Source organism: Paludibacterium yongneupense DSM 18731, from assembly GCF_000422925.1.
Taxonomy (GTDB): domain Bacteria; phylum Pseudomonadota; class Gammaproteobacteria; order Burkholderiales; family Chromobacteriaceae; genus Paludibacterium; species Paludibacterium yongneupense.
This window is the reverse complement of the sequence record NZ_AUGZ01000009.1, coordinates 1-14,347: the sequence shown is the minus strand read 5'-3', so window position 1 is coordinate 14,347 and position 14,347 is coordinate 1. Positions and strand designations below refer to the sequence as shown.

10 protein-coding genes are annotated in these 14,347 nt (G+C 62.5%); 6 read left to right on the top strand and 4 right to left on the bottom strand.

Features of this window, described 5'->3' with window-relative positions:
- The first annotated feature begins 12 nt into the window (after positions 1–12).
- From G520_RS0105520 to rbsD, 3 genes are read left to right on the top strand one after another with little or no spacing between them, the layout of a single operon-like run.
- Positions 13–1,017 (top strand): LacI family DNA-binding transcriptional regulator, encoded by a 1,005-nt coding sequence (locus G520_RS0105520; protein WP_028534779.1) that lies wholly within the window; start codon positions 13–15, stop codon positions 1,015–1,017.
- A gap of 16 nt (positions 1,018–1,033) precedes the next feature.
- Complete coding sequence (rbsK, locus tag G520_RS0105515; RefSeq protein WP_051229084.1) at positions 1,034–1,969, top strand: ribokinase; 936 nt, start codon at positions 1,034–1,036, stop codon at positions 1,967–1,969.
- A 12-nt stretch (positions 1,970–1,981) separates the two neighbouring features.
- Complete coding sequence (gene rbsD / locus G520_RS0105510; RefSeq protein WP_028534777.1) at positions 1,982–2,377, top strand: D-ribose pyranase; 396 nt, start codon at positions 1,982–1,984, stop codon at positions 2,375–2,377.
- 25 nt (positions 2,378–2,402) lie between these two features.
- On the opposite strand, the gene G520_RS0105505 is transcribed toward rbsD, so the two are convergent.
- Together G520_RS0105505 and radC are read right to left on the bottom strand one after the other, a co-directional pair.
- Positions 2,403–2,654: a hypothetical protein gene (locus G520_RS0105505; RefSeq protein WP_028534776.1), complete on the bottom strand. Its 252-nt coding sequence runs from the start codon at positions 2,652–2,654 to the stop codon at positions 2,403–2,405.
- A gap of 94 nt (positions 2,655–2,748) precedes the next feature.
- Positions 2,749–3,423, bottom strand: coding sequence for a RadC family protein (gene radC, locus G520_RS0105500; RefSeq protein WP_028534775.1), 675 nt, complete (start codon positions 3,421–3,423; stop codon positions 2,749–2,751).
- Between the two features lie 144 nt (positions 3,424–3,567).
- On the opposite strand from radC, the gene coaBC reads away from it, so the two are divergent.
- The gene (gene coaBC / locus G520_RS0105495; protein ID WP_028534774.1) at positions 3,568–4,782 is read left to right on the top strand and encodes a bifunctional phosphopantothenoylcysteine decarboxylase/phosphopantothenate--cysteine ligase CoaBC; all 1,215 of its coding nucleotides are present in this window, start codon (positions 3,568–3,570) and stop codon (positions 4,780–4,782) included.
- Positions 4,783–4,819: 37 nt separating this feature from the next.
- Positions 4,820–5,272 carry a dUTP diphosphatase gene (dut, locus tag G520_RS0105490; RefSeq protein WP_028534773.1) on the top strand — a complete coding sequence of 151 codons (453 nt, stop codon included), beginning with the start codon at positions 4,820–4,822 and terminating at the stop codon, positions 5,270–5,272.
- A 75-nt stretch (positions 5,273–5,347) separates the two neighbouring features.
- Here the strand turns inward: dut and G520_RS0105485 are convergent, their stop codons facing one another.
- Complete coding sequence (locus G520_RS0105485) at positions 5,348–10,159, bottom strand: NAD-glutamate dehydrogenase (RefSeq protein ID WP_028534772.1); 4,812 nt, start codon at positions 10,157–10,159, stop codon at positions 5,348–5,350.
- 572 nt (positions 10,160–10,731) lie between these two features.
- Here G520_RS0105485 and G520_RS0105480 point away from each other — a divergent pair.
- Positions 10,732–11,643, top strand: a complete 912-nt coding sequence (locus G520_RS0105480) for a GlxA family transcriptional regulator (RefSeq protein ID WP_248620851.1) — start codon at positions 10,732–10,734, stop codon at positions 11,641–11,643.
- Between the two features lie 9 nt (positions 11,644–11,652).
- On the opposite strand, the gene G520_RS23890 is transcribed toward G520_RS0105480, so the two are convergent.
- Entirely contained in the window at positions 11,653–13,806 is a 2,154-nt protein-coding gene (locus G520_RS23890) for an ATP-binding protein (protein WP_246542667.1), read from the bottom strand.
- Positions 13,807–14,347 lie beyond the last annotated feature (541 nt).

Below are 14,347 nucleotides of genomic sequence, written 5' to 3'. Positions count from 1 at the left end.
AAAGCAGCGGCCATGGCCACAATGAAGCAGGTTGCCCAACGGGCAGGCGTCTCGGTCAGCAGCGTTTCGCACGTACTTAACGGCACGCGGTTTGTCAGCCTCGATGCAAAACAGCGCATCGAGGAAGCAATGCGCGAGCTCAGCTATGTACCCAGCGCGGTCGCTCGCAGCTTGAAGCACCATGTCACCCATACCTTGGGCATGATGATTCCCAACAACTCCAACCCCTATTTCGCCGAAGTCATCCGCTGCATCGAGGGTCGCTGCTTCGCCGCCGGCTATAACGTCGTGTTATGCAACTCGGACGACGATCCGCGCAAGCAGAGCGTCTATTTACGGGTATTGATGGAAAAACGGGTGGACGGGCTGATCGTAATGTCGTCAGGCGACAGTGACGACCTGCCCGATCTGATCCGCGGGGCCGGCATTCCCCTGGTCCTGGTCGACCGCTCCACCGCGTCGACCGAGTGCGACATCGTCTCGGTCGACCACGAGGCCGGCGGCTACCTCGCCGCCCGCCACCTGCTCGAACTCGGCCATCGCCGCATCGCCTGCATCGCCGGGCCGGAGGCACTGCCATCGACGCGCCTGCGCGAAGAAGGCTGGCGACGTGCGATGCGGGAGGCAGGGCTGGCGCCAGAGCCCGAGCAACTGGAACGCGGCAATTTTTCAAGCGCGAGCGGGCTGCAGGCCATGGAAAACCTGCTGGCACGGGTAAACCCGCCATCCGCCGTATTCGCATGCAACGATCTGATGGCCATCGGTGCGCTGTGCTCGGCGCACCGGCGGGGACTGACTATTCCCGACGATCTGTCCATCATCGGGTTCGACGACATCGAATTATCAGCCTTCATGTGCCCACCGCTGACGACGGTGGCACAGCCCAAACAACAGATCGGCGCACTGGCGGTCGAATTATTGTTCGAACGCTTGCACCATTTACGCAGCGAACCCTGCTCCAGGCTGCTGCAAGCGACCCTGGTAGAACGCGGCTCCTGCGCCCCCTATCGTGAATGAAACAGGTAATCAGCTCATGACTGACGATCGCTCTCAAGATCGCCCGCGCCGCATCGTGGTGGTGGGCAGCCTCAATATGGATCTCGTCCTCAGCGCCGCGCGCTGCCCTGAAGCCGGCGAAACGCTGACCGGGCACGGCTTTGCCGTCCACCCTGGCGGCAAGGGCGCCAATCAGGCAATCGCTTGCGCCCGTCTGGGCGCGCCGGTCGCCATGGTCGGCCGCCTCGGACAGGACGGTTTCGCCGCCACCCTGCGTCAGGGACTGCTCGACGCCGGCATCGACGCCGACGCGGTCGGAACCGATCCCTCGCTGGCCAGCGGCACCGCCATGATCATCGTGGAAGACAGCGGCCAGAACAGGATCCTGCTCGCCCCAGGCGCCAATGCGGCCTTGAGCGTCGCTGCCATCGATGCCGAAGCGGAACGCATCGCGCAAGCGGCCCTGCTCGTCCTGCAGCTGGAAGTCCCCTTCGCCTGTGTCGAACGCGCGATCGCCATCGCCGCCGACGCCGGCGTTCCCATCCTGTTCAACCCGGCTCCCGCCGCGGCGCTCGATGCCGGGCTGATCGCGAAAATCGACTATCTGGTCGTCAACGAAACCGAAGCCGCGCTCATCGCAGGGCACGCTGTCATCGACCGCGCCAGCGCGACCATCGCCGCCGGAATACTGCTGTCGATGGGGGCGCGGCATGTGCTGCTGACGCTGGGCGCGGAGGGGGCTCTCGTCGCAGACGGCGCAGGGGTGCGCCACTACCCGGCCTTCCCGACCACCGTCGTCGATACCACGGCTGCCGGCGACACCTTCATCGGGGGCCTGGCGGCGGCGCTGATTGAAGGCGCCACACTTGATCGCGCGGTTCGCCTCGGCATGGCCGCCTCGGCCATCTGCGTATCCCGTCCCGGAGCGCAACCGTCGATTCCATTCCGGGCTGAAGTGGTTCTTGCAGACTAAGGAAAGTCCATCATGAAAAAAACGCAACTGTTGAATAGCGCGCTGTCCGAATTGATCGCAACAATGGGACATGGCGACATGCTGGTCATCGGCGACGCCGGACTGCCGGTCCCGCCGGGCACCCTTCGCATCGACCTGGCGGTCTCGCGCGGCGTGCCGTCCTTCGCCAGCGTGCTGGATGCCGTACTCAGCGAGCTGCAGGTGGAGACGGCGTTGCTTGCCGGTGAACTGAGCGAAGTCAACGCCGGCCTGTTCGCCGAAATGGCGGACAAAGTGGCCCCCGCCCGGGTTGAAACCGTGACGCACGAAGCGTTCAAGGCGCTTAGCGCCAAGGCCCGCGCCGTGGTCCGTACCGGCGAGTTCACTCCCTACTGCAATATCATTCTGCGCGCCGGAGTGGTGTTCTGAGCCGCTGGCGGGACACGCTGCACCGTCAATGCAGCCCCGCACGCGACAAAAATCGCAGGTAACCCACGCCCTCCAGCCAGAAACCGCCATCGGCCAGGGGCGTGGCCTCCTCCAGTTCGGCCACGGTCAGAATCAACTCGCCGCCGTCCAGACGCGCGTCGATGGCAACATCGTCATCGTCGGCATATTCTTCCGATACCAGAGGGTGATCGGGCTTGATGAACTGGTTATTGACCTGAATATACTCGGACTCATTCAGCAAACGCAGGATGTTCATGATGACCTCCATGTGATGCATTCGAGACTGGGTCAACCCGGCCGGGACAACTCCCGCCGGAAACAACGACGGCCATGCCGCCAGTACACCTCGTTCATAACAGGCCACGCTCGGCAAACGACACCGCCAGCCCCTCCGTCACCACAAAATGGTCAAGCATGCGGATATCCACCAGTTCCAGCGCCGAGCTCAAGCGCCCGGTCAGGCGAATATCCGCTTCCGACGGTTCGGCAAAGCCGGAGGGATGGTTATGCGCGACGATCACCGCACTGGCGTTATGCGACAACGCCTGCCGGACGACCTCGCGCGGATAGACCCTCGTTTCGGTCAAGGTTCCGCTGGATACCTCCCTGATCGCCAGTACCTGATTGCGTACCGACAGAAAAATCACCACAAACACTTCGATCTCGCGTGCTCCGATGATGAGCCGCAGGTAATCGCGAACCGCCTGCGGATGATCGAGCACATCGCCCCGCCGCAATTCTTCGCACAGCACCCGCCGGGCCAGCTCGCGCACCGCCATCAGCTGCGCGTATTTGGCCCGTCCGATGCCCAGACGCCCGGTTACGGCATCTTCGCCGGCGACCAGCAGGGCCGTCAGCGACCCGAAATCGGCGATCAGGCCGCGGCCAAGGTCGATCGCGCTCTCCCCGCGCACCCCGGTGCGCAGGACGACAGCCAACAACTCGGCATCGCTCAGGGACTGGACGCCTTGCTGCAATAATTTCTCGCGCGGCCGCTCATGCAGCGGCCAGTGCCGGATCGTCATGGCAGCCCTTTCTTTGGCTATAGCACACTCTTTTCTATCATTCGCGCAATTCCGTTGCACCCGAGCGCGGTCACCCCGGATGTCGTTTCGCCTGCAGCGGAAAATCCGTTACACTTTGCGGTTTATCGATCCTGTGGATTTGCCATGACAAGCAGACGGATAGTGCTCGGGGTTTGCGGCGGGATCGCCGCTTACAAATCGGCGGAATTGACACGCTTGCTGATCAAGGCCGGCCATCAGGTCGACGTGGTCATGACCGCATCCGCAACCCGCTTCGTCACGCCGATGACGTTTCAGGCCTTGTCCGGGCACGCCGTCTATACCGACGTCTGGGACGAACGCCCGACCAATGCGATGGCGCATATCGACCTGTCGCGCCGGGCCGATGCCCTCCTGCTGGCGCCGGCGACCGCCAATACGCTGTCCAAGATTGCCAATGGCATCTGCGACGACCTGATCTCGACGCTGGCTGCCGCCCGAACCTGCCCCTTGATCGTTGCACCAGCGATGAACCGCCAGATGTGGGACAATCCGCCCAACCAGCGCAATCTGGCGCAGTTGCGCGCAGACGGCGTCACCGTGTTCGGCCCGGCCAGCGGCGACCAGGCCTGCGGCGAAGTCGGCCCGGGCCGCATGCTTGAGGCCGCCGAGATCGCCGAGCTGCTTGAAGGCGTGTTCACGCCCAAGCGGCTGCTCGGCCAGCGCGTACTGCTGACCGCCGGACCGACCTTCGAAGCGATCGATGCCGTGCGCGGCATCACCAATTCGAGCTCGGGCAAGATGGGCTACGCCCTGGCTCGCGCCTGTCGCGACGCCGGTGCCGAAGTGGTGCTGATCTCGGGGGCTACCGGCCTGCCCTCTCCTGTCGGCATCCGCCGCATCGACGTCGTGAGCGCGGCCGACATGCGGGCCGCCGTCCTGGCCGAAGTGGGTGCCAGCCAGATTTTCATCGCCGTGGCCGCCGTCTCCGACTATCGGGTGAAAAATCGCAGCGAGCATAAACTCAAGAAGGGAGCGAGCGTCCCGGTCATCGAACTGGAAGAGAACACGGACATACTGGCCGAGGTGGCCAGCCTGCCCTGCCCCCCGCTCTGCGTCGGCTTTGCCGCCGAGAGCGAAAACCTGCTCGAATACGCCGAAAGCAAGCGCCGCCGCAAACGCTTGCCGCTGCTTGTCGCCAACCTGGTGCAGACCGCCATGGGTGCCGACAGCAACGAAGTGACACTACTGGACGACGCCGGCGCCACCGCGCTGCCGTCGATGAGCAAGCGCGACGTGGCACACGCCATCGTCGAGCGAATCGCCGCGCTTCAGGAAACCGTGCGCAGGAAGGACTCACCTTCTGCCGTACGGCCTTGAGGACGCAGGCACGATACCGTCCACGGAAAGGGACCCCATGAAACCCGTTATCGACGTCAAGATCCTCGATGCGCGCTTGCAGGACAAACTGCCGGCCTATGCCACCGCAGGCTCCGCCGGGCTCGACCTGCGCGCCGCCATTGAAAACGATATTCTCATCGCGCCGGGCGAAACGCATCTGGTTCCGACGGGCCTGGCCATCCATATCGCCGACCCCGGTCTGGCCGCCATCATTCTGCCGCGCTCCGGCCTCGGGCATAAGCACGGCATCGTGCTGGGCAACCTGGTCGGCCTGATCGATTCCGATTATCAGGGGCAAGTCTTCGTTTCGGTGTGGAACCGTTCGGGCGAGGCTTTCCGTCTGGCGCCGCTGGAACGCATCGCCCAGCTGGTGGTGGTGCCGGTCGTGCAAGTCGGCTTCAATATCGTCGACGAATTTCCGGAATCGCAGCGCGGCGAAGGCGGCTTCGGCAGCACTGGCCGTCACTGACACTGCCGGCAGGCCAGGCCGCCCCGGCGCAGGAAAAAAAGGCGCAGCGCGAGCTGCGCCTTTTTCGCGTCCCTCTCAACCGAGCAGGTGGTTGTTCAGTTCTCGCATCCCGGCCGACAGCATGGCCAGATCGAGGGTCTCGAACGACTGCAATTCAGCGAGCAATTGCTGACACTGCACCACCTCGCGTTGCCGCGCTTGCAACCAGACATCGGCGAACGCCGGCGCCGGCCCGCCATCGGCCAGAGCCTGTGCCGCTACACGCCGGTGCAGTTGATACAAGTCGTCGCGCAGGGCCGAACGCGCGAGAGCCTGCCAGCGATTGTCGCGCGGCAGGCGCGTGATCGCATCGCGCAACCAGTCCAGCTGCAGCATCTGCCCAAGCCGCAGATAATTGCCCGCCACCGTCTCATGCTCGCCGCCACCGGCATCGGCGATCTCGATTATATCGACCAGCGACACCGCATACTCCAGCCGCGCCAGTACCGCGCTCAGCCCGGGCGGAACCGCCGGCAGGCCCAACCGTCCCTCCAGCTCGCCGACGGCAGGATAGGCGGCGCTGTCTATCAGTTGCGGCAGGCCCTGCAGCAGAGCCTGTACCTTGGACGCATACTGTTCTATCCATCCGGATACCGGCTTCAACGGGCGCTTGTTGCGCAACACCCAACGGGTCACCCTCTCGATCAGGGTTCGCACCTGCGTCAGCATGCTCATCTGCAGCTCGGCAGGCACCTTGGCATCGAGCGCTTCGATGCCATGCCACAAGCGCTCGGCATCGAATACCCGGCTGGCGACCCACCAGGCACGCGCGATGTCGGCGACGCCAAACGGCGACTCCTCCTGCAGGCGGAAGACAAAGCTGGTGCCCATCCGATTCACGATCTGGTTGGCCAACTGGTTGGCGATGATTTCGCGCTTGAGGTAGTGCCGTCCCATCTCGCCGCCGAAGCGTTGCTGCAGGGGCCGCGGAAAATAGCGGACCAGCACCGGCAGAAAATCATCGTCGTCGGGCAGATCGCTCTCCAGCAGGGCCCGGTCCAGCGAGATCTTGCTATAGGCCAGCAACACCCCCATCTCCGGCGAGGTCAATCCCTGGCGCGCAAGCCGACGCTCGTTGATCTGCGTCTCGCTCGGCAAGAATTCGAGCTCGCGGTTGAGCTCGCCATTTTTTTCCAGATGGTGGATCAGCCGCGCGTGGGTAGATAATAGCGCCGGCGCTTCCATCCGCTTCAGTGCCAGGATTTCGGTTTGCAGATAGTTATTGCTCAGCACCAGTTCGCCGACTTCTTCCGTCATCTCGGCCAGCAACTCGTTGCGCTGCTTGAGCGTCATGTCGCCGGCCTGAATGACGGCACCGAGCAGAATCTTGATATTCACTTCATGGTCGGAGCAATCGACACCGGCTGAATTATCGATGGCGTCCGAGCAGATCAGCCCGCCTTTGAGCGCGAATTCGATCCGTCCGCGCTGGGTGCACCCCAGATTGCCGCCTTCGACCAGCACCCGCACCTTGAGCTCGCCGCCATTGACGCGGACACCGTCGTTGGCGCGGTCCAGCGCGTCGGCATGGCTTTCCTGCGCCGATTTGACATAGGTCCCGATCCCGCCGTTGTAAAGCAGATCAGCCTCGGCCTGCAGGATCTCATGAATCAACTCGTTCGGCGTCATGCTCTCGCGCGCGGTCTTGAGCCAGTCCCGCACCGGCTGCGACAAGGCGATCGACTTGGCAGAGCGCTCGAACACGCCGCCCCCTTCGCTGATCAATTCGGCGCGGTAATCGCTCCAGCTTGAACGCGGCAGCGCAAACAGGCGCGTACGCTCGGCGAACGCGGCAGCCGCATCGGGCGACGGATCGAGGAAGATATGCTGATGGTTGAACGCCGCGAGCAGCCGGATATGGGGCGATAACAACATCCCGTTGCCGAACACGTCTCCGGCCATGTCCCCGATTCCGATCACACTGAAATCCCGGCTTTGCGTGTCCAGCCCAAGATGGCGGAAATGGCGCTTGCCCGATTCCCAGGCGCCGCGTGCCGTAATGCCCATTTTTTTGTGGTCATAGCCGGCGGAGCCGCCAGAGGCAAACGCATCGCCCAGCCAGAAACCATGTTCAATCGCCACGCTGTTGGCGATATCGGAGAAGGTTGCCGTCCCCTTGTCCGCCGCCACCACCAGATAGGGGTCGTCGCCGTCGAGACGGCGGACGTCCCGCGGCGCCGCGATCGTGCCGCCGATCAGGTTGTCGGTCAGATCGAGCAAGGCGGAAACGAAAATCTTGTAGCAGGCCACCCCTTCCGCCAGCCAGGCTTCGCGGTCGGACGGCGGCGGCAATTGCTTGCAGACGAACCCGCCTTTCGACCCCATGGGGACGATCACCGAATTCTTCACCATCTGCGCTTTGACCAGCCCCAGGACTTCGGTGCGGAAATCCTCCATGCGATCCGACCAGCGCAGTCCGCCGCGCGCAACGCGTGAACCGCGTAAATGCACGCCCTCGACGCGCGGACTGTAGACCCAGATTTCGAACAGCGGCCGTGGCTGCGGCAAAAACCCGATGGCGGCGGATTCGAACTTGAAGGTGACGAAGGCTTTCTCCATCCCGTCCGCATCGCATTGCCAGTAGTTGGTGCGGCGCGTCGCCATGATCACCGTCAGGAAACCGTTGAGGATCCGATCTTCGTCCAGGTTGGCGACATCGTCGAGCCGCGACCGGATTTCGGCGAGCAGCTCCTGTGCACGCGGCTCATCCGCCTCCAGCGGGTCCAGCCGCGCGCAGAACAGTTTCACCAGACGGCGGGTGATCTCCGGATAGTTGGCCACGCACTGTTCGATATACGCCTGGCTGAACGTCAGCCCCGCCTGGCGCAGGTATTTGGCCAGAGCGCGCACCAGCGTGATTTCCCGCCAGCCGAGGCCGGCAAGCAAGGCCAGCCGGTTGAAGCCGTCGCTCTCGCTGCGCCGCGTCAGGACATGTGCAAGCAGTTCCTGGAATCCGGCTTGCACGTTTTCGTCGGCCAGTTGCTCGAAGGCGCTGCCCAGGTCCAGCCCGAAGTCGCTGATCCACACGGCCCCGCCGTCCGCACGCGCGATGCAGTAGGGGTGCTCATCGCGTACGCGCACCCCCATGTTCTCGAGAATAGGCAGGCTCGCCGACAGCCCGAGCGCTTCGCCGAGGCTGAACAGTTTCAGGTTGAAATCGTGCGCATTGCGGTGGAAGGGTCGATACAGCTTGATCGCAAGCGGATGATCGGAGGTGACGGTTTCGATGTGCTGGACGTCGAGCACCGCGTTTCGTACCGCGAACTCTTCGCGGTAGGACAACGGAAAAGCGTCCTTATAGCGGTTGAACAGGCGGTTGCCCTGTTCCTCGCCGTGGCCTTCGACCAGTTGCTGGTGCATCTCCTCGCTCCATCCGCGCACCAGGCGCGCTATCTCGGCTTCGATATCCCCCGTCTTGAAATCGGGAAGTTGCGACGCCTGGGTGCGAATGATGTAATGCACGCGCGCCAGTATGCCATCTCCTATCTGGACGCTGAATTCGGTGGAAACGCCATTGAAGGCGTTGAGCAGAACCCGCTCGATTTTCAGCCGTATCTCGGTGCTGAAACTGTCGCGTGGAACGTAGACCAGGCAGCTGACATAGCGATGGTAACGATCGGTGCGCACGAACAAGCGCACGCGCGGCCGTTCCTGCAGGTTGACGATGCCCTCGGCCGTGGCGGCCAGCGCCTCGGGCTGAATCTCGAACAACTCGTCGCGCGGGTAGGTTTCGAGCACGAAACCCAGTGTCTTGGCCTTGTAGCTGTTATCGACAAAATCGCAGGCATCGAGCACGGCGCGGATTTTACGCCGCAGCACCGGAATATCCTTGGGCGAGGCCTGATACGCGCGCGCCGTGTACAGACCGAGGAAGCGCCGCTCACCGATGACCTGCCCGGCAGCGTCGAAGCGCTTGATGCCGACGAAATCGACGTAGGCCGAGCGGTGGATGATGGAGCGCGTCTGCGACTTGTTCAAGATGATCAGTTGCGGCAAGTGTGCCAACTCGCGCAAGTGCTGCGGCAACTGTTCGAAGCTGCTCGAGTATTCCTTCGCGCCCTGGTCGCGCAGAATGCCGAGCCCGCTCCCCTTGCAGATACGCAGACTGTCTCGCCCGTCGCGCTTGACCAGATCGTAGTCGCAATACCCCATGAACAGAAAATGGTTGTCCGCCATCCAGTCGAGAAAAGCCGCGGCTTCGACCGCATCTTCCTGTCGCTCGCCCCCCAGTGCCGCCGTCTGTGCCGCGAGTCCGGCCAGCACCTCGCGCATCGCCGGCTCATCGCTTACGACGAGGCGGATATCGGCGATGACCCGGTTGAGATCGGTCTCCAGCTGCTGCAAGGTGTCGCTGTCGCTGACGCGGTCAATCTGAAGGTGGATCAGGGACTCAAGCGGACGGCTGCGGTCGGAAGTCCGGCTAACGCCCACAATTCGACCGTCGAGGTCGCGCTCGACTTCGAGCACCGGATGAACCAGCAGATGCAGATTCAGGGCATGGCGCGACAGCAGCATCGCCAGCGAATCGATCAGGAAGGGCATATCGTCGGTGACGACTTCGATCACGGTATGGGTGCTCTGCCAGCCATCGCGCTCGAATTCCGGATTGTAGATCCGCGCCTTGTGCGTGTGTGCTTCGCGCCGCTGCGCAAACTCGTAATGTGCGATTGCGGCGCCGAACAGATCGAGCGAGGAAAACCGGCGCAAATCGCCATGCTCGGCTTCTTCGTAGTAATTCGGGAAAAACGACGCCAAGTGAACGGCTTGTTCGGGAGAAAGTTTAGTCTGGGCAACGGCCTGGATATCGGCAATCAGACTGGCGAGTTCGGTCTTGTTTGTCAGCGGCATGGTACCTTCTCAAGTTGTTCGCACAGAGATGCTGCCTCTCATTGTAGTGAGCCTACGTGTTTTCCGGCAGTCTAAGTGCTGCTGCAAGGCAACAAAAAACGCCCTGCCCGTGACTTCCATCGCTCGATGTCATGAGTATTGCTCATGAATCCAGACCGTCATGACATACATCCTGCCAGCCTGAATTGGCTACCGGATTTAGATCGCTGATTTGATAGAAATTTATGCAAATGGCACATCACCCCTCTTCCTCTCCCAGAATACGGGCAGCATCTTGCTGCGACGCAACATCCGCCGCAGAGAAACTGTTGCACCAAATAAACACGATGCTGCGCCCCGCCTGGCGATGCCGCCGCAGGGCTCAGAATCGCTCACGGCATCACGCCGCTAATTCCTCTCGATGGAGAGAAAATAATCGTACAATAGCAGGCAGCCAGGCGCGGACAAGACCATTGCCGCACCGGCTATCCTGTTCAGAACGATAGACCTTGGAAACCATGGGCCTTCCGACGCAAGTAGCCAAACCACAGCGTTATGGCATTCTGCTGCTCCCGCACGCCGCAATGACTGATATGGCCATCATCAGCGAGGTACTGGTGCGCGCCAACCAGCTTGCCGAGAAAAAGCTCTACGAGTTTGTCACCCTGTCGCCGGCGGGCAGCCCGATGCCTCTGGCGAACGGCCTGAAGCAGGCCGTCGATCTGCCGCTGTCCTACAGCCCCAAACTGGATGCGCTGTTCGTGCTGTCGGGAGACATCGCAAGCGAGGTCGATGTCGACGAACTGCGCCGCGGCATCGCGGCGCTGAACGCAGATCGCCTGCCCTTGGCGGGAATCGGGTATGGCAGCTACTGGCTCGCGCGCGCAGGTTTTCTCAACGGTGCGCGTGCGACCCTGCACTGGCAGGAAATCAACGCCTTCACCGACGCCTTTCCCGAAGTCGTGGTATCCGGCAATCTGTACGAGATCGATGGCAACCGTATCAGTTGCGCAGGGGGCGCCGCCCTGTTCGACCTCATGCTGACGCTGGTCGGCGAACAGCACGGTCATGAATTCGCATCGCAGCTTTCGGAAATTTTCGCACTGGAACGGGTGCGCCCCGGCAGCGAACGGCAGCGTATCCCGCTTGCAACGCGTATCGGAGGGAGTCAACCCAAGCTCACCGATGCCGTCAGCCTGATGGAAGCCAATATCGAAGAGCCCCTGTCAACCGACGACATCGCCTACTACGTCGGGGTGTCGCGCCGACAACTGGAACGGCTGTTCAAGCAGTATCTGAGCACTGTTCCTTCGAAATACTATCTGTCGCTACGCTTGGCGCGCGCGCGCCAGCTGCTGCAACAGACCTCGAAGTCCATCGTCCAGATCGGGCTGGCCTGCGGTTTTTCCAGCGGGCCTCACTTTTCCAGCACCTACCGCAGCCATTTCGGCATCACCCCGCGAGAAGAACGCGCGCAACGCACGCGCATCATGCCCGGTAACTGACCGTTCGCTTCAACCCGCTGCCGGCAGGACAATGCGGAAGGCCGCCCCGCTACCGGCGATATTTTCGGCGGAGATAGAGCCGCGATACTGCTCGACGATAGTCTGGCAGATGGATAATCCGAGCCCCATGCCCTGGGACTTGGTCGAAAAGAAGGGATGAAACAGCACGTCGCGCACCTGCGGGCTGATACCGCGCCCGCTGTCGCGAATTTCGAGCACGGCGCGTCCGCCGTCCAGGCGGCTCAGTATCTCTATGCTTCGCCGGCCGACCGGTTCATCCCGCAAAGCATCGATGGCATTGCCGAGCAGATTCAGTATCACCTGCTCCATCTGTATGCTGTCGGCCAGAACGGCGACCGGTCGCGGTGACAGTTTTTGTTTCACCTCCACTCCACCCTCGCGTAGATCATGTTCGGCCAGGAATAAACTGTTGTCGATGACCTGGTTCAAATCGATCAGGCGGGTCTCGCTCTGACGCTTGCTGACAAAAACCCGCAGCCGCTTGATGATTTCGGCCGCCCTCCCAGCCTGGGCCACTGCCGCGCCCAAGGCGCGCAGGATCTCGGGATCGGCTTCCGACTCCTGCAGCAACGACAGCGACGCCTGACAATAACTGGTGATTGCGCTCAGGGGCTGGTTGAGTTCATGTGCAATACCGGAAGCCATTTCCCCCATGGTGTGCAGGCGGGCGACGTGCGATAGCTTCTCCAGATGCTCCTTGACGCGTTTCTCGCTGGCTTCCAGCGCTTGCCGAGCCCGCATGCGCACTGGACCCAGGTCGCGAAACGCGCATACGGCTCCGCTCAATTCGCCGTTAAGGGCGAATAGCGGCGCAACCGCTCCTTCGACCAGCCGCGCATTGCCGGCCGCCGTGGTCAGAATCGTGTGTTCAGGCAGCTCGACCAGGGCGCCGGTGCGCAGGCAGATGCTGACCGGATCTTCTATCAGGCTATCTGCCAGTTCATTGCTCAGCAGCAGCACGCTACGGTAGTGACGTCCAACCAGTTCCAGTTCTGAACGCTCCAGTAGTTGCTGCGCCATCGGATTGACGAGTTCGACCGACTCGTCGATGCTCAGGCTGACCACGCCGTCGTAGATGGCGTTGAGGGTAACCGCCGCGCGCTCGCGTTGAAGATACAGGGACTCGTCGGCCATATAGCGCGCCTCTTCGAGTGCGCGCCGCTGCAGAAAAATCTTCCAGCCCAGCAGACAGGACAGGGCCAGGAGCGCCTCCAGCGCGGCGAGGGGCAGTAACTGGAAATCGCCGATCTGCAGCTCGCGTTCGACACGCAATTCGAAAGGCTGGGACTGGCTGGGCAGGGTCTTCTGCCAGGTCAGACGTCCCAGCGATAGCCAGTCGCCGTGCGCATTGTCATTCGTGCTCAGAAGCGCGGTGTGCCCGTTTCGGCTGGCCAGCGAAATATCAAGCGGCAGTCGCTCCAGATGAAGTTCCCTCAGCATGAGGTCGAAATGAACGACCACAGCGACGATGCCCTGAAACGCAGGCGACTCGGCGGCAACGACTTTGTCGTTGAGGTATAACGCACGCATGAGTAAAAACACACGCCCCCCCTCGAATAGTTCGAAAGGCAGCGAGGCGGTCATCTTGCCGCTGCTGACCGCGCGTTTTACGTCGTCGGCGAAATAGGGGTCGTGCAAGACATCGTAGCCATACACCATTGCAGCCTTGGGAAGATCCGGTTCGATCACGGATACCGCGAGATAGACCGATCGCGCAGGAGGCTCCAGCGATTGCTTCCGCTCGGGCACATCGTTATTGCGTAGAAAAAATCCTGCTCCGGCCCGATGCCGGATCAGATCATGGTAGCGGCCTCGATTGCCCGGGGTGACTTTTTCGAAGTATTCGATGGTGTACAGCTGGGGATAGTGTTCGACCATTCGCCGGGCAAAGCGCCGCATCATTTCTTGCCGTCCGGGCTGGGCATTGTCGCTCTGCGCGACCAGTGCGCTGAGCACGGCTTCGTTCTGGTCCAGTTTGCGAGACAGTTGCGAATACACCCCGAGCACGTCGCGGTTGAAGTCGGCATGGATGGCCGTCAGCGCAGCATTCCACCAGATCAGGGCACCGCCGACGGAAAGCAGCAGCCAGATGACGATGATGGCGCCGGTAGGCGGGGTATATACGCGATGCGGTGTCTTCACTAGAAACAGCCAAGGATGGAGGGCACCATATTAGCCCTGTCGTGCGGGAAAAGGCAAAGCCCCGATATGGCAGGGACCGCGTGCATTTGCTGGCGGGCATGCAGCGGTCTTGTCCGTGGAGGTTCAGGGGCCGGGGGCGGTTGCGGCGTCTCGTTCGTGGGTGCTCTGGGTCCGTGGACGGGGGTGGCGTCTCGTTCGTGGACGTTCAGGGTCTGTGGACGGGGGTGGCGTCTCGTTCGTGGACGTTCAGGGTCTGTGGACGGTGGTGGCGTCTCGTTCGTGGAGGTTCAGGGTCTGTGGACGGGGGTGGCGTCTCGTTCGTGGCGGTTCAGGGGCCGGGGGTGGTTGCGGCGTCTCGTTCGCGGGCGTTCAGGGGCCGGGGGCGGTGGTGGCGTCTCGTTCGTGGGAGGCGGTTGTCCGTGGCCCGACGACGAGCCGGCCTCCCGTCCTCCTTCGGGTGTTCAGGCGTCGGCCGGGAGGCCGGCTCGCCGTCCGTTTACATCCGGCGGACGCCGGCATGACCCCGTGACGCCGGGGGCGG

Bases quoted from the DNA above. Each gene is read 5' to 3' on its own strand.
- G520_RS0105520 (WP_028534779.1), top strand. From the start codon at position 13: ATGGCCACAATGAAGCAGGTTGCCCAACGGGCAGGCGTCTCGGTCAGC.
- rbsK (WP_051229084.1), top strand. From the start codon at position 1,034: ATGACTGACGATCGCTCTCAAGATCGCCCGCGCCGCATCGTGGTGGTG.
- rbsD (WP_028534777.1), top strand. From the start codon at position 1,982: ATGAAAAAAACGCAACTGTTGAATAGCGCGCTGTCCGAATTGATCGCA.
- G520_RS0105505 (WP_028534776.1), bottom strand. From the start codon at position 2,654: ATGAACATCCTGCGTTTGCTGAATGAGTCCGAGTATATTCAGGTCAAT.
- radC (WP_028534775.1), bottom strand. From the start codon at position 3,423: ATGACGATCCGGCACTGGCCGCTGCATGAGCGGCCGCGCGAGAAATTA.
- coaBC (WP_028534774.1), top strand. From the start codon at position 3,568: ATGACAAGCAGACGGATAGTGCTCGGGGTTTGCGGCGGGATCGCCGCT.
- dut (WP_028534773.1), top strand. From the start codon at position 4,820: ATGAAACCCGTTATCGACGTCAAGATCCTCGATGCGCGCTTGCAGGAC.
- G520_RS0105485 (WP_028534772.1), bottom strand. From the start codon at position 10,159: ATGCCGCTGACAAACAAGACCGAACTCGCCAGTCTGATTGCCGATATC.
- G520_RS0105480 (WP_248620851.1), top strand. From the start codon at position 10,732: ATGGCCATCATCAGCGAGGTACTGGTGCGCGCCAACCAGCTTGCCGAG.